Annotated in this window: 14 protein-coding genes and 1 tRNA gene; 9 read left to right on the forward strand and 6 right to left on the reverse strand. The window is 49.0% G+C overall.

Annotation, left to right across the window (positions count from 1 at the left end; all coding sequences use genetic code 11):
- Positions 1-20: 20 nt before the first annotated feature.
- The gene (locus tag NST44_RS12355; RefSeq protein ID WP_007127426.1) at positions 21-248 is read right to left on the reverse strand and encodes an alpha/beta-type small acid-soluble spore protein; all 228 of its coding nucleotides are present in this window, start codon (positions 246-248) and stop codon (positions 21-23) included.
- 140 nt (positions 249-388) lie between these two features.
- Here NST44_RS12355 and nrdR point away from each other — a divergent pair, with 140 nt between their 5' ends.
- Complete coding sequence (gene nrdR, locus NST44_RS12360) at positions 389-862, forward strand: transcriptional regulator NrdR (protein ID WP_007127427.1); 474 nt, start codon at positions 389-391, stop codon at positions 860-862.
- Positions 863-1,036: 174 nt separating this feature from the next.
- Positions 1,037-1,109, forward strand: a tRNA-Ala gene (locus NST44_RS12365).
- A gap of 168 nt (positions 1,110-1,277) precedes the next feature.
- Here the strand turns inward: NST44_RS12365 and NST44_RS12370 are convergent.
- Positions 1,278-2,105, reverse strand: a complete 828-nt coding sequence (locus NST44_RS12370; protein ID WP_340899643.1) for an AraC family transcriptional regulator — start codon at positions 2,103-2,105, stop codon at positions 1,278-1,280.
- Positions 2,106-2,340: 235 nt separating this feature from the next.
- On the opposite strand from NST44_RS12370, the gene NST44_RS12375 reads away from it, so the two are divergent.
- The 5 genes from NST44_RS12375 to NST44_RS12395 all read left to right on the forward strand — a co-directional run bounded on the left by NST44_RS12375 (position 2,341) and on the right by NST44_RS12395 (position 9,862).
- Positions 2,341-4,524, forward strand: a complete 2,184-nt coding sequence (locus NST44_RS12375) for an alpha-galactosidase (RefSeq protein ID WP_340899645.1) — start codon at positions 2,341-2,343, stop codon at positions 4,522-4,524.
- A 105-nt stretch (positions 4,525-4,629) separates the two neighbouring features.
- Positions 4,630-6,075, forward strand: coding sequence for a helix-turn-helix domain-containing protein (locus tag NST44_RS12380; protein ID WP_340899647.1), 1,446 nt, complete (start codon positions 4,630-4,632; stop codon positions 6,073-6,075).
- An 85-nt stretch (positions 6,076-6,160) separates the two neighbouring features.
- Positions 6,161-7,126, forward strand: coding sequence for an ABC transporter permease (locus tag NST44_RS12385; RefSeq protein ID WP_340899648.1), 966 nt, complete (start codon positions 6,161-6,163; stop codon positions 7,124-7,126).
- A gap of 10 nt (positions 7,127-7,136) precedes the next feature.
- Positions 7,137-8,075 (forward strand): carbohydrate ABC transporter permease, encoded by a 939-nt coding sequence (locus tag NST44_RS12390; protein ID WP_340899649.1) that lies wholly within the window; start codon positions 7,137-7,139, stop codon positions 8,073-8,075.
- A gap of 278 nt (positions 8,076-8,353) precedes the next feature.
- A complete protein-coding gene (locus NST44_RS12395) occupies positions 8,354-9,862 on the forward strand; it encodes an ABC transporter substrate-binding protein (RefSeq protein ID WP_373872017.1) in 1,509 nt (502 codons plus the stop codon).
- A gap of 207 nt (positions 9,863-10,069) precedes the next feature.
- Here NST44_RS12395 and NST44_RS12400 read toward each other — a convergent pair whose 3' ends face one another.
- Complete coding sequence (locus NST44_RS12400) at positions 10,070-10,483, reverse strand: DUF2500 domain-containing protein (protein WP_340899654.1); 414 nt, start codon at positions 10,481-10,483, stop codon at positions 10,070-10,072.
- Between the two features lie 114 nt (positions 10,484-10,597).
- The gene (locus NST44_RS12405) at positions 10,598-11,509 is read right to left on the reverse strand and encodes a helix-turn-helix transcriptional regulator (protein WP_340899656.1); all 912 of its coding nucleotides are present in this window, start codon (positions 11,507-11,509) and stop codon (positions 10,598-10,600) included.
- 103 nt (positions 11,510-11,612) lie between these two features.
- On the opposite strand from NST44_RS12405, the gene NST44_RS12410 reads away from it, so the two are divergent.
- Positions 11,613-12,077, forward strand: coding sequence for a VOC family protein (locus NST44_RS12410; protein WP_340899657.1), 465 nt, complete (start codon positions 11,613-11,615; stop codon positions 12,075-12,077).
- Between the two features lie 315 nt (positions 12,078-12,392).
- Here the strand turns inward: NST44_RS12410 and NST44_RS12415 are convergent, their stop codons facing one another.
- A complete protein-coding gene (locus NST44_RS12415; RefSeq protein ID WP_340899658.1) occupies positions 12,393-13,412 on the reverse strand; it encodes an aldo/keto reductase in 1,020 nt (339 codons plus the stop codon).
- Between the two features lie 155 nt (positions 13,413-13,567).
- On the opposite strand from NST44_RS12415, the gene sigZ reads away from it, so the two are divergent.
- Complete coding sequence (gene sigZ / locus NST44_RS12420) at positions 13,568-14,248, forward strand: RNA polymerase sigma factor SigZ (RefSeq protein WP_340899659.1); 681 nt, start codon at positions 13,568-13,570, stop codon at positions 14,246-14,248.
- Between the two features lie 180 nt (positions 14,249-14,428).
- Here the strand turns inward: sigZ and NST44_RS12425 are convergent, their stop codons facing one another.
- Entirely contained in the window at positions 14,429-14,893 is a 465-nt protein-coding gene (locus NST44_RS12425; protein WP_340899660.1) for a VOC family protein, read from the reverse strand.
- Between the last annotated feature and the right edge of the window lie 3 nt (positions 14,894-14,896).

Consider the following 14,896-nt stretch of genomic DNA (forward strand, 5'->3'; position numbering starts at 1 on the left):
TCCTTTTGAGTAAGAATCAATTATTGACCGGAGAATTGACCAGCCAATTGTTGCTCGGCCAGGGTTACCAGGCGCTTCGTGATGTAACCCCCGATCGAACCGTTCTCGTAGGAAGTCATGTTACCTTGGTATCCGTCTTGTGGGATGGAGATACCAAGCTCTTGAGCTACCTCGTACTTCAACTGCTCAAGAGCAGCGTTTGCGCGAGGCACAACCAGGTTGTTGGAGTTGTTGTTGCTTTGTGGCATTGTAGTTCACCTCCTTGAGTTGGTAAAAGTATTATGTCTCCGGTTTCGCATTTTCATAACAACAAAGACAGAACATTTTTTGGTAATTTTTGCAGTCCGATTGGATGAAGACTTTCGTGTAGAGGAAGTGACATGATTTTATGAAATGCCCATATTGCGGCTATGCCGGTACGAAGGTGCTTGACTCGCGTCCGGCCAACGAGAATAAATCCATCCGGCGCAGGAGGGAATGCGAGCAGTGCAGCCGTCGTTTTACAACGTTTGAGATGGTGGAAGAAACGCCGCTGATCGTCGTGAAGAAGGATGGCAGCCGGGAAGAATTCAGCAGGGAGAAGGTGCTGCGCGGTCTGATTCGGGCCTGCGAGAAGCGTCCGGTCTCGGTGGATCAGTTGGATATGATCGTATCCGATGTGGAGAAGGCGCTCCGAAATACGGCCGCTGCCGAGGTGGAGAGCCGTCAGATCGGTGAGCTGTTGATGGAACGGCTGTATCCTGTCGACGAGGTGGCGTATGTGAGGTTCGCTTCGGTATACCGCCAGTTTAAAGATATCAATATGTTCATGAAGGAGCTGAAAAGTCTCCTCTCCAAAGATACGGACGAACATAACCTCTAAGAGCGCCTGCAGCCCATGTGCTGCCGTGGGCGCTCAAGGTCCCTTGTGTCTTGTATTCCGTGTTAAGTGACGTTATATTATGAAGCAAAATGCTGCATCTGTTCTTCGAACAAAAAGTCCAGAAAATATGTTGACAGGCCTGCAGAAATTTTATATGATATAGAAGTCGCTTACGGGGCCTTAGCTCAGCTGGGAGAGCGCATCGCTGGCAGCGATGAGGTCAGGGGTTCGATCCCCCTAGGCTCCATACTATAAAGAAAGTCCTTGGATTTCCAAGGACTTTTTTGTTTTTATTGGGCTTGGGCGAATTTATAATACGTTTCCAGTGTGACGAAGGTGATAGCCCAATTTTTGTATCAAAGTGGAAATATAATAGTCGTCTTACAAGGTATCCATTGAAAACGCTTAAGGTCTGTTATCCTCTGTCCAGCGTCATGCTTCGGTAATGTTTAGGGGAGGTACCCATGATCTTTTTAAACATTTTGGAAAACAGCAGAGGGTCGCTATAGCCGACAGAACGAGCGATATCGCCGATCGACAGCTCAGCGTTTCCCATCATTTTGCATGCCATATCGATCCTGTAGCGAATCAAATAATCCTGAATGCTTACGTTCATTTGTCGCTTGAATAATGAGCATAAATAGCTTCGATTCAGCCCGATAAAATGTGCAATGTCCTCGATGGTGATTTTTTGGGAAAAGTTCATTTCGATAAAATCCTTCACCTGCTCAACGTAAATTTCCGCCCGGCTATCCTTCTGAATCGGGGGCGTTTCGGGTCCGGATTCCACCAACAACGATAACATCAGATAGAGCAGCCCCGTTAGTCTGGTTTCGCGGGCTTTATGGCTTTCACTCGATTGGGCCATGAACTGCAAATACTGATAGATCCTATCGTCTCTATCATAATAGAGGATCGGAGATGAAGGGGTTAGTCCTGCTTGCTTAAGGAGTGATTCGGCCAGCGTACCGTTAAAACCGAACCACCCATATGACCAAGGGTTGACTTTATCGGCCTGATAATAGGTTACGACATTGGGGCAAATCAGGAACCCCTGCCCTTTCCGGAGGCGATACCTGCTTCCCCCTACCTCGAAGATTCCTTCCCCATTGAAAATATAATGGAGCAAATAGTGAGTCCTTATAGCAGGCCCGAAGCCATGACCGGAGATACAATCCTCCATGCCAAATTGAGTGAGATGCAGTTCGGTGTGCTGTTTACTTCTCGGCAAATACTCAATCACAAGCATAACCCCCAATGATATAATAACTATCATAATAACATAATAAGCGAGCACCGTGCCATGTACGAAATATCAGGTGTGGTATATCATTTTTATGTGTCTGCCGCATTTCTGCAATAACCTGATCAATCCTTAAACCATGTTTTTTTTGATTCAGGATATTCATAAGCAGGTCTTCTAAGGCAGCGACATTATACATGAAGCTTCAATGGAAGAGAAAGAGAGGATGTAACCAATGGGCGTAACGGTGCAAGAGCAAACAGGGTTGTTTCATTTACAGTCATCCAACATGAGCTATTTGATTCAGATCGTGGACGGTTATCCTGTACATGTATATTGGGGAGGCAAACTGAAGCAGCGGGAGAAGATGAGCGATCTGCTGATCCATACTCCCGCGGGAGCTGGATTGGACCGGTTGCCGCAAGAATACCCGCAGTACGGCAGCGGAGACTTCCGTAATCCGGCCTACCAAGTCGAACTTGAGGATGGAACGCGGATTACCGAGCTCAAGTACGACGGCTACCGGATTCTGAAGGGAAAGCCGCAATTAAGTGGACTTCCGGCGGTTTATACGGAGGACGAATCCGAAGCGGATTCACTCGAGCTGATACTAAAGGATACATATTCGGGACTTAAAGTTGTCCTTCTCTATACCATCTTCGCGGATCGGAACGTGATCGTTCGTTCAACGCTGCTCAGTAACGAGGGGGACAAGAAGCTGCGGCTTCGCCGTGCCCTAAGCGTAAGCGTCGATTTGACCGGCAAAGGCGATATGGAAATCATGTATCTTTCCGGAGCCTGGGCTCGGGAAGGAAATATCAGACGAAGACCGCTAGTGCAGGGCGAAACCCGCATCGATAGCAAAAGAGGCATGAGCAGCCACCAATTCAACCCTTTCGCCGCGTTGGTCAGCAAGGAAACGACGGAAGATTGCGGTGAAGCTTTCGGCTTCAGCCTAGTGTATAGCGGCAGCTTTGAAGCTGGAGCAGAGGTGGATTCATTCGGCTCAACGAGGTTTAGCATCGGCGTGAACTCTTTTGACTTCGCCTGGCAGCTGAATCCGGGGGACAGCTTTCAGACGCCGGAAGCGGTGATGGTATACTCCGGACATGGACTTGGAGAGATGTCGCGGACGTACCATCGTTTGTATCGTACCCGCCTTTGCCGAGGGAAGTATTGGGACGAAGAACGGCCGATTCTGGTCAATAACTGGGAGGCCACCTATTTTAACTTCGATGCGGACAAGTTGGTATCGATCGCAGAAGAGGGGGCCAAGCTAGGCATCGAACTGTTTGTGTTGGATGACGGTTGGTTCGGGAAACGGGATTCCGACAATTCGTCGTTGGGCGATTGGTACGAGGACCGCCGGAAGCTGCCGGGCGGGCTCGCGGATGTTGCGGAGCGCGTCAATCGGCTCGGCCTGAAATTCGGGCTCTGGTTCGAGCCCGAGATGATCTCCCCGGACAGCGAACTATATCGTAAGCATCCGGATTGGTGTCTTCATGTTCCGGGCCGGAGGCGGACCGAGGCCAGATGGCAGTTAGTGCTGGATTACACTCGCCAGGAAGTGCGCGATTACATCTACGATTCGCTGTCTGCGATATTCACCAGCGTGCCGGTCTCTTACGTAAAATGGGACATGAACCGCTGCCTGACGGAGATCGGTTCCGCTGCCCTGCAGCCGGAGCATCAAGCCGAGACCGCTCACCGCTATGTGCTTGGATTGTACGAGCTGCTCGAGCGCATCACTGCCGATTTTCCGCATATTTTGTTCGAAAGCTGCTCCAGCGGCGGCGGACGTTTCGATCCCGGCATGCTGTATTACATGCCCCAAACCTGGACAAGCGATAATACCGATGCGGTCGAAAGACTGAAGATTCAATACGGCACCAGCCTTGTGTATCCCGTAAGCGCAATCGGAGCACATGTGTCGGCGGTTCCGAACCATCAGGTTGGACGAATCACGCCCCTCGAATTTCGAGGAGATGTCGCCATGTCCGGAAACTTCGGATATGAGCTGGATCTTACGAACTTCACCGATGAAGAAAAGGAAACGGTCAAACGCCAAGTCGCGACCTATAAGCAGATTCGCGGTCTGGTTCAGCAAGGCGACTTATACCGCCTGAAGAGCCCTTTTGAAGGAAATGAGTCCGCCTGGATGTTCGTTTCGGAAGACAAGGAGGAAGCCCTCGTTTACGCTTTTCAAGTGATGGCCGTGCCGAACGCGCCTTTGCGGACCGTGCGCCTTGGCGGACTTGACCCGGAACTGGAATACGAAGTGGAGTCCTCGATCAGCGGAGAGAAATCGATCTATGGGGGAGACAGACTGATGCAGCTTGGCCTGCCCCTTAAATACGAACAGAAGGACTATCAAAGCATGTGGTTCAGGCTGAAGGCAGTGAAGCCTGACCAGGTTTAATATCAAGTCCTATGCCCGATTGAGAAATCATCGACGAAGCTAAGCCCCTTTCTAAGTGAAAAGGGGCTTTTGCACGCAGCAAGACAGACTCGGGAGGTTGTAGTCATGTTTTTTATCCGAAACATGAATTTTCATCAAGAGCCTCCAGACATTGCCGTCGTCGATATCCGCATGCCGCTTATGGATGGATTGCAATTGATCCAGTCCCTTACATCGACCGGTCATCAAATGCAATTTATCATCCTCAGCGGGTATGCCGACTTCGAATATGCCAAACAAGCGATTAAATACGGGGTTTCCGGGTATCTCCTTAAACCTGTGGATATCAGTGAAATGAAGAATACGCTAAAGCGGGTAAGCGAGCGTATCAAAGAGGACCGCCTGAAACAGGGGCAGCACCAGATGAAGGCTGTGAACCGGAACTGGTTTTTGCACGATCTTTTCGCTCCGCAGGATAAATCCAAAGACCCCGCCGCTATGAAGAGCATGGCAAAAGAGGCCGGGCTGCTGTGGTGCAGCTACGAGACCGTTGCGGTTTTTCCGCGGGTTTCCGAAGTCGAGCGCCCCGATGCGCTGCAGAGGCTTGATCATGCGCTGAAGCCGATCATTGAAGGCAGAGATATGGGGGTGGTTACCGTTAGTCCCCCGTACGTCATCCTGCTCCTGCGAGAGCCGCTGCGCAGCAAACAGCGCCGTGAGGAATTATACCGGGAGATCGCGAACGCTTCGGGCGACTACCGATTCGTCGCTGCAACCGGGGGAACGGTATCGGTGCCCGAAGAGATTAACCGCTCATTTTTAAAAGCGCAGGAATTGATCAAGCAAGCCTTTTTCTGCGAGAAGGGACGTCTGCTGGGGCCCAATCCTTCGCTTCATTCTGTACCGGAATCCACTCGGCCGTCGAACCATAACGTCGAAGAGACGATGGAGGAGCTCGTCTTCCGCTTGTATTACAGCTTGGATGCAGGCAACCAGACCATGATTCGTCCATTGTTGGACGAGGCGGCTGCATTTTTCCTTACGCAGGAGCCGGATGAAAGCTTTGTCAAAGAATCGTTCTTCTTTCTATCCAACGCCGTCATTCATAAGCTGACTGCGGGCTCCCGAAAGGAAATGAAGGGGACAGAGGAGGTTTCGCGATTTTTGAAAGGGATATTCGAATTCGAGTTTCTGGACGAGCTGATCGACGAGACCTGCCGTTTTCTGCTCGGATTAGCGGAGGACGCTGAACCGGAAGGGAAGGAAAAAGAATTAAAGATCATGATCAACATCATTCATAGGCATTATGCCGATAACCTGAAACTGGAAACATTGGCCGGGATGCTGAACTACAGCACGGCATATTTGGGACAGCTCTTTAAAAATAAGACTGGTGAGTACTTCAACACCTACCTGGACAGGGTCCGGATCCAAAAAGCCAAGGAGCTGCTGGAACAGGGAAAGAAGGTTTATGAGGTCGCCGAACTCGTCGGTTACACAAGCGTCAATTACTTCCACAGCAAATTCAAAAAATACGAGGGCCGTTCACCCTCTGAATTTAAAAATCCATAATTTGTGGATGATTTTTACCGAAATCCGTGGTATGGGCCGCTTCTCTCCTATGACTTATGATGAAGTCTAGGAGAGGGGGGGAAACATGAAAGCGATAACATTAAAAACAGAAAACGGATACAAGAAGACAGAGCAATCCAAGAGGACTGCATGGAAGGTGTTCAAAAACCAGAAGTATCTTTACTTCATGTCCATCCCGTTCGTCCTTTGGGTCTTTGTCTTTCAGTACCTGCCGCTATGGGGCTGGACAATGGCCTTCCAAAAATATAGACCCGGCGCAAGTTTTTTCGAACAGAAATGGGTCGGATTCGAGCACTTCCGCACGTTGTTTCAGGATGACCATTTCTACCAGGTGCTCCGAAATACGCTGGCCATGAGCTTTATGGGACTGATCGCGGGCTTCATCATACCGGTCGCCTTTGCCCTGATGCTCAATGAGGTTCGTTCACAGGTTATGAAACGTTTTGTGCAGACCGTGTCTTATCTGCCGCATTTTGTTTCGTGGGTTGTAGCTGCGGGCATCGTGACCAAAATGCTCTCGACGGACGGCGGCGTCGTGAACAGCCTGCTCATGAGTCTCAACATTATCGATCAGCCGATTCAGTTTATGGCACAGGGGCAATGGTTCTGGGGGATTGTAACGGGAGCGGACATTTGGAAGGAAACCGGATGGAACGCCATCATCTACTTGGCGGCTATTTCCGGAATCGGCCCTGAGTTGTACGAAGCGGCACGGGTCGACGGCGCAAGCCGGCTGCGGCAAATGTGGCATATCACGCTGCAGGGGATTCGGCCGACAATCATCGTGCTCCTGATCATGTCCATTGGCCATTTGCTCGGTACAGGCTTCGAGAAACAGTTTCTGTTAGGCAATCACCTGGTCATCGATTACTCCGAAGTGCTTGACTTGTATGCGCTTAATTATGGATTGGCCATGGGACGCTACTCGTTCGGGACGGCGATCAATATCTTCAATTCGGTCATAAGCCTGATCCTGTTGTTTGCGGCTAATGGAATATTTAAGCGCTTTACCAACGAAAGCATTATGTAAGGAGGAAGACATGGGGACTGTCAAGAGTACTGCATCGGCCGGTCGAATGAAAAGCAAGCTGAAGTCAAAATCACCGCTGGACCGAATACTGGAAGTGTTCGTTTATCTATCCATGATCGTGGTTACCGTTCTGACGATTTATCCGTTTTTAAACGTGCTGGCGATCTCCTTTAACGATTCGGTGGACACCGTCAGAGGGGGGATTACGATCTGGCCAAGGCAATTCACGTTGCGAAATTACGAAATGATTTTTTCTTTCAGCGGCTTGATTACCGGATTTAAAATTTCCGTACTGCGGACGGTCATTGGCACCTTAGCGGGCTTGATTAGCGGTTCCATGCTGGCTTACACGCTTGCGCGCAGGGAATTCCAAGCAAGAAAATTTATTTCAACCTTTCTGGCTATAACCATGTATGTTTCGGGCGGACTGATTCCGGGGTTTATCCTGATGAAGGATCTGCATCTCATCAATACGTTTGCCGTTTACATTTTGCCGGGCCTCGTAAGCGCGTTTAACGTTTTCGTTATCCGTTCCTTCATTGACGGTCTGCCTTATGCGCTGCAAGAATCGGCCAAACTCGACGGTGCCAACGATTTTACGATTTACTGGCGCGTCATCCTGCCTCTTTGCAAGCCGGCGTTAGCCACTGTAGCGCTCTTCTTGGCGGTAGGGCAATGGAACTCTTGGTTCGATACCTATCTGTTCAACGGGTCCAACGAATCGTTGACAACGCTGCAATATGAGCTGATGAAAATTTTGCAAAGCACAACAACCAGTGCGACCAATTCCCAGGATGCTGCCAATATGGCCCAGCGCATGGCGCAGGTTTCGCCGGAATCTGTTAAAATGGCAATCACGATCATCGTCACGGTGCCGATCCTGGTCGTCTATCCTTTCCTGCAAAAATATTTTGTGAAGGGTATGACGCTCGGAGCCGTGAAGAGTTAAAACGAAGATACCGGTATGTCCAGACCTATCGCCCGTCTTTTACTTTATTGTCGATACTTATTATTCATTGGGGGTTAAGCTTCATGAGACCGAAATTAAAAAGGGTGGCGGCGTCTTTACTGGCGCTGACTTTAGTTGCAACGCTTGCAGCATGCGGCGGAAGTGATGGCTCGTCTGCAGCTCATTCAGATAACGATTCATCCGGGGCGAATAGCAATGATCTGAAGCCCATTACATTTACTTATTTTTCGGAGGACTCCAGCACCAACTGGAATAACATGAACGACGAAGTCGGCAAGGTAATCACGGAAAAAACCGGCGTGACCTTGGACGCGGAGTTTGCTGTCGGCGATCCGGTTCAAAAGATTTCGCTCATTGCAGCAACCGGCAATTACCCCGATTTGATCGCAGCCAAGGCTGATGTCGGCAAGCTTGTCGACGCCGGAGCGATCATCGATCTGACGGATTTGATCGACAAGCATGCACCGAACATCAAGAAAATGCTTGGAGACAAGCTTGTTCGCACGAAGTACAGTTTGGACGACCAAGCGATCTACGCGATCCCGACCTGGTCGGCCGTCGATGAGGTGAAAATTAAAGCCGACGGAGGGTTTGAGCTTCAGCACCGTGTCGTCAAGGAAGCCGGGTATCCGGAAATTCGCACAGTAAAGGACTTTGAAAAAGCGATACAGGATTATATTGCCAAGCATCCGACAGACGAAAACGGCAACAAAAATATCGGCTTGTCCTTGAACGCCGACGATTGGCATATGTACCAAGTGACCAATTTGGGATTCAAGACGACCGGAGGACCGGATGACGGGGAATATTACATTGATCAGAAAACGCACCAAGCGACGTACCATTTCCGCCGTCCGGAAGAAAAGGAGTTCTTCCGCTGGTTGAATCATATGAACGCCATTGGACTGCTGGATCCGGAAAGCTTCGTGCAGAAGACCGATCAGTTTAAGGCGAAAGTGGCTTCGGGCCGGGTTCTTGGTCTTGCCGCACCGGAATGGGAATATGGAGACGGGGAAAACGCGCTGAAGGCAGCGGGCAAATTCGACCAGACCTACGGTCATTATCCGGTCACGATGAGCAAGGAGTACAAGGACACGAGCTTCTGGTCTGCCGGCTTTGACGGAGGGTACGGAATCTCAATCTCCAGCACATGCAAGGATCCGGTACGTGCCATTAAGTTCCTCGACTTTTTGGCATCGGAGGAAGGACAAATTCTGAATAACTGGGGTATCGAAGGCAAGCATTACACGATGGAAAACGGGAAGCGGACGCTAATTCCGGAGGTACAGGAGCGGGCGATCAATGATGCCGCGGCGTTCCAAAAAGAGTCCGGTCTCGGACTATACTGGAACTTGATGGTCCATTACGGCGACGGCATCAAGGATTCTACCGGCAACTACTTCACGCGGAACTATCCGGAGCTGCTGACCGCGAATTATAATGAAGCGGAAAAGGAAACGCTGAAGGCTTATAAGGCCGAGCATTGGAAGGACCTGTTCCCTAAAGAAGACGAATTTCAACCGAGAGCATATGGAGCAGCATACACGATGTCGCTGCCAAACGATGATCCTGCTGTAATCCTGGCTGCCAAAATGAAGGATATAACATGGAAACGAATCCCGGAGGCCGTGATGTCCAAGCCGGAAGACTTCGACAAGATTTGGGATGCCTATATGGCAGAGCTGGAGAAGGCCGGAGTTAAAGAAATGGAAGAGGCTTATACCAAGCATATCAAAAATCGGGTCGAGCTCTGGTCTACTCAGTAACAGGTGATAAATTCAAGCACGATCAATTATTGCATTGACTTAATGCGTAATTCGTAAAGCGTCTGTGTTAATTTTTCAAGCCCATCCAACAACAGCCTTAGCCCTGACTCATCGGGGACTAAGGCTGTTATTTCCTTAAGGGACTTACCGTGCAATTTGATGAGTTCGTGCTGTTATCCATTTTTGCGTATGCTGTATAGTGTCTAGTTACGTCTGCGGCTGCACATCCCGTTCAAAAGCGACGATCCAATCGCCCTGAATCGCGGCATAGCCGGTGTCTCCCTCCACAACGAGGCCATACAGATTTTTGACATCAAGGAATTCTTTCCGGTCTCCATTATCAAATTCGAGGGTGATGTAATAATACGTTCGTGATGAATTGCTGGAATGCATCATGCCGTTATCTCCACTGTGATGATTCGTATGGTGACGGACGTCAATGCGTTTAGAGACAACCCGGGCATACTCTGACTTGCGGGGCGATTTGGCGTTCTTAACATAACGGGCGCCATTGGAGATGAAGCCCACAATCACAATCACGAATACAATTCCAAACAGAATGGGGACCAGCGTAAACATAAAATCAAAGCCTCCGCCAAAAGACGGTCCTTGCGGCATCATCGACGGCACTCCTCTCTGTCGTTATTTTTCATTGTATATATGTACGGTAAAATGGATTGAAATGTTTCAAAATTTGGAAACATGATGGCCCTGAGCGATCTGTACGCAACGACTTCAGGAGTATTTATCCACCATTTCTAGTAAGTATTTTCGAAATTCTTCAACATATGATCGAGGCTCTACGATTTCTAGATTTGTGCCGAAACCTGCTAAAAATTGAAAACCAATGCTGTTTTGAGGGACATGGATGGTGACCAACAAAAGTTCAGAACTATAGGGTTCAATACTCTTTCGGCCGTATCTTTCAATGAATTGATCTTTTATGCCAGGCGAAATCAACGCCTTGACTGCGACTAATTCGGGTTGATAATTTGCTTCCTGCTCTTGCTCCAGCATATCGTCTCTAGGACTGAACGTTGGTCCATTCATGTGAAGATGATCGATCCGGGATAATTTAAAAGCTCTATATCCCATGCGTTGCAGACAGAATCCTTTCAGGTACCAACTCGTTTCGCTAAAATGGAGCTGATAGGGCTCGACCGTTCTTTTCGTCACAGTGCCATTCTTATCTATATAATCAAACGAAACTAATCTTCTCTTTAATATGGCTTCCTGGCAGGTCCTCAAGATTTCAAGCATCTCCTTCCGGCCCTCCCAATCGTAAAATGACAATCGGACTGAATGATTCAGAGACCATGGACTGACCATGGCTTCTATTTTTTTAATCGTCATTTCAACTTCTTCGCTAACGAGAATTTTTTCCAATCCGCCGAGCGCGGTTAATATATTCTCTAAATCGGAGCTGCTTAAGAGACGTTTATCGACCTTGTATTCATCCAAAATGCCGTAGCCGCCATGAACTCCATTGACCGCATAGATCGGGATGTTGGATAGACTCAGTGTTTCCATGTCGCGAAGAATCGTTCTTTTGGATACATGAAATAATTGCGCGAACTCGTTTGCTGAAACGATTTCTTTTTTTAACAATATCATGATGATCGAAATGAGCCTCTCAATTTTGTCCATATTCGTCCCTCATTGCTTTTATATTTAATCTAAGAACGGTGACAGAATGCTGTCACCTTTTATACATTATACTTCATGTATCACTAGAAGGAGGTACTGCTTTATGTCAGCTATTGCCTATTTAAACTTTGATGGAAATGCAGCACAAGCGATTGATTTTTATGCAAAAGCTTTCAACGCGATTGAAGTGAAGAAAGTTAAATTTGGGGATATTCCGCAAGATCCAAACTATCCATTGCCCGAAAATGAGCTGGATATGATCATGGAAGCTTCGATCGAATTCGCAGGCGGGAAGATCATGATGTCGGACATTTTGCATTCGATGAAGAGTGTGACAGGTGAGCTGGTGAAAGGAAACAATATTCTGATTAGTCTAGTCATCGATGATAAGCAGAAGCTGGAAAGCTACTTTTCTAGTTTATCTGAGGGTGGTTATGTGATCATGCCGTTATCCAATACACCTTGGTCTTCGTGCTTTGGAATGCTGGTTGATAAATTTGGAGTCAACTGGAAATTTAATCGTGACGCGGAGCTGTTTCTTGATAACGTAATATCCAACAGACAATAGCTTATTCTTACAAATGGCCTTGAAACTGAAGGCCATTTTTTTATATACCGATGGAGGCACGATTTCGAGGAAATGAAGTGAGCTTTTTTTCATGCGAAAATTCTAGGGAGACAGCGAAGTCCTCAGAGGGCTTGTTCGATAGCCTTACTCCAGAGAATAAAATGTTAGTTCAATTCAAAGAAGCCAGGACTCGATAAATCGGAGGTCATGGCTTCTTTTGCCTGGTAATAAAAGCGCCGGGCTATAATGTAATAATCAAATGGTACGGCTAATCACAGCCCGAAGAAAAATGCATGAAATCGGCTGATTTAGGTTTCAGGGATGCTTGCGGATGATCGAATCATCCTCTTCCATGAACGGCCACGCTGGGTATTCCACCGGGAGCCTGCTCACTTCGTCAAGCCGGGCGAGCTCGTCAGCTGTCAGCACGATGCCGCTCGCCTCCAGGTTATCCTGCAGCTGATCCGGCCGCTTGGCACCGATGATGACGCTGGTTACCGCAGGCTGGTTCAGCAGCCAGGCGAGGGCGATGCGAGCCACTGTGGACTCGCGATCCTTCGCGATGTCTTCCAGCACATCGATGATGTGATAGGATTTGTCTACATCCACTGGCGGAAAAGCAAACTTGGTGTGCCGGTCATCCGCATTTCCGTTGCGGCCGCGGGCGTATTTGCCCGATAGGAATCCGCCGGCCAGCGGGCTCCATACGAGCAGCCCCATATTCTGATCCTTCAGGACGGGAATGATCTCTCTTTCAATCTCGCGTCCGGCCAGCGAATAATACGACTGACTGCTTTTAAACGCGTGCAGACCGAGTTCTCTGGAAATGCCGCGGGCTTTCATCAGCTCCCAGCCGGTCATATTGGAGGAGCCGATGTAGCGGACCTTGCCGCTGCGGACCAGGTCGTCCAGCGCGCGCAGCGTCTCTTCCCAATCGGTCAGCTGGTCCGGATTGTGGATCTGGTACAGGTCGATATAATCGGTTCCGAGCCGTTTCAGGCTCTCTTCCACCTGACGCATAATGTGCAGCCTGGACAAGCCCAGGTCGTTAGGCCCGCTTCCCGTGCGTCCTCTCACCTTCGTAGCGAGAATAACGTCTTGCCGTTTCGATCCAAGCGCTTTACCGAGAATTTCCTCTGAACGACCGCCGGCGTAAATGTTGGAGGTATCAAAGAAATTGACACCCGCATCTAGCGCCTGCCCGACGAGTCTTGCAGCGTCCTGATCACCCAGGCCGCCAAAAACGCCCCACTGGCCGCCGCCGCCAAACGACATTGCCCCCAGTCCGATCTCCGACACCAGCACCCCTGTATTTCCCAGCAAATTGTATTTCATCTTTTATCCCTCCAAATTTTGTTTTATATTGATGGAGACGGGGATGCACAAAGAAAGACGCAAAAATACGGAAATTTTTTAAAAAATAAATGCGAATAGACGCCAGAAACTCAAAATTCAGGGGAGGGGAAGATAGAATGCAGGAAAGAAATATAATGGAAAAATTACCGGTGCGGAAGACGAAAAAGGAAACAGGGAAATCCGAACAGCCAGCGGCAGGCTGGAGCCAGGCGGGAATTACGCCGGAAATGCTGTGGGATCAATACTATAAGCCGATTGCTGCTTTTGTCGCAAGAAGAACGAATCATCACCCCGATACAGAAGATATCGTGCAGACGGTATTTATGAAGGCTTACCGGAACCTGCCGGAGCTGCAGGATCCGAACCGGCTGCGAGCCTGGCTGTACCAGATTGCCCGGAATACGGTAGCGGATCATTTCCGCAAGGAGAAACGGCTGGATGAGCTGCCGGAGCAGATCCCAATCGTGATGGAAGAGGAAGACGAAGATACCTTGCAGGAGGCGATTTGCGGGATGAAGGGCGTCATTCCCTACCTGCCGGATAAGTATCGGGAGGCGGTCGAGCTCTCCGAACTGAAGGGACTGTCGCAGAAGGAGCTGAGCGAGCGGCTCGGCATTTCTTATTCTGGTGCAAAATCGAGGGTACAACGGGGCAGGGAAATGGTGCGGGATTTGATGAATAGCTGCTGTACGATACGGACCGACAAGTACGGCAACATCATTGATTACCGAGTGAATTTGTCCAAACCGATTGTCTATGGACGGGTCGCTAAGAAACCGGTGAGACGAAAGACGGCGTCCTCAATAGAACGATGATGAAGAAGGGAAACCACCATCGAGACCTCGATAAGATACGGCGATGGAGATGGAACGTTGTATCGACTTATGCTTCCAATGATATATGTCAGTAATTGCGAAGAGACCCTGAAGCTTTTAGCTTTAAGGGTCTCTTTTAGATCGGATTAACTTTTCAATATGAACCCAATCCGATTGTGACTACTTTTTATCCTGTTCGAGCAGCTCGATCAACAGCTTCAATTGAGGAAACGTATCCATGTAGGCATACGCGTATTCTCCCTGGGCATTTTCCCCATGCTGCAAGACAGGTATTTGATTACGCTGCAAAATGCTGATTTTCTCCTTCATGCCTTCCACAATAAATGCGATATGGTGAAAGCCTTCCCCGTTTCGGTCCAAGCTTTCTCGCCATGTGCTTGGATGATGATCCGGCTCGATCAGCTCCAGCTGAAGCGAACCCATGTCGAAGAAAGATAGCTTTGCGCGTGCCTCAGTAGGAATGCCTCGGAACTCCGTTTTTTCGATTGCGAAACGATCCGACCAGAACCAGCCCGGATTATCAACGCCGAAGAAGTCTGCGTATACCTGACTCGTTGCTTCAATGTCATTGACAAGCAATCCGATTTGGGTGATGACGTTCGTTCCTAGAATGCTCTGATCCATATA

Origin of the sequence: Paenibacillus sp. FSL W8-0919 (assembly GCF_038003785.1) — a bacterium.
Lineage (GTDB): Bacteria > Bacillota > Bacilli > Paenibacillales > Paenibacillaceae > Paenibacillus_AQ > Paenibacillus_AQ lactis.

What these genes read in the sequence shown, in the direction of transcription:
- NST44_RS12380 (WP_340899647.1), top strand. Translation starts at nt 4,630, where the DNA reads ATGTTTTTTATCCGAAACATGAATTTTCATCAAGAGCCTCCAGACATT.
- NST44_RS12355 (WP_007127426.1), bottom strand. Translation starts at nt 248, where the DNA reads ATGCCACAAAGCAACAACAACTCCAACAACCTGGTTGTGCCTCGCGCA.
- NST44_RS12375 (WP_340899645.1), top strand. Translation starts at nt 2,341, where the DNA reads ATGGGCGTAACGGTGCAAGAGCAAACAGGGTTGTTTCATTTACAGTCA.
- sigZ (WP_340899659.1), top strand. Translation starts at nt 13,568, where the DNA reads ATGGAAAAATTACCGGTGCGGAAGACGAAAAAGGAAACAGGGAAATCC.
- NST44_RS12405 (WP_340899656.1), bottom strand. Translation starts at nt 11,509, where the DNA reads ATGGACAAAATTGAGAGGCTCATTTCGATCATCATGATATTGTTAAAA.
- nrdR (WP_007127427.1), top strand. Translation starts at nt 389, where the DNA reads ATGAAATGCCCATATTGCGGCTATGCCGGTACGAAGGTGCTTGACTCG.
- NST44_RS12390 (WP_340899649.1), top strand. Translation starts at nt 7,137, where the DNA reads ATGGGGACTGTCAAGAGTACTGCATCGGCCGGTCGAATGAAAAGCAAG.
- NST44_RS12425 (WP_340899660.1), bottom strand. Translation starts at nt 14,893, where the DNA reads ATGGATCAGAGCATTCTAGGAACGAACGTCATCACCCAAATCGGATTG.
- NST44_RS12385 (WP_340899648.1), top strand. Translation starts at nt 6,161, where the DNA reads ATGAAAGCGATAACATTAAAAACAGAAAACGGATACAAGAAGACAGAG.
- NST44_RS12415 (WP_340899658.1), bottom strand. Translation starts at nt 13,412, where the DNA reads ATGAAATACAATTTGCTGGGAAATACAGGGGTGCTGGTGTCGGAGATC.
- NST44_RS12410 (WP_340899657.1), top strand. Translation starts at nt 11,613, where the DNA reads ATGTCAGCTATTGCCTATTTAAACTTTGATGGAAATGCAGCACAAGCG.
- NST44_RS12395 (WP_373872017.1), top strand. Translation starts at nt 8,354, where the DNA reads ATGAACGACGAAGTCGGCAAGGTAATCACGGAAAAAACCGGCGTGACC.
- NST44_RS12400 (WP_340899654.1), bottom strand. Translation starts at nt 10,483, where the DNA reads ATGATGCCGCAAGGACCGTCTTTTGGCGGAGGCTTTGATTTTATGTTT.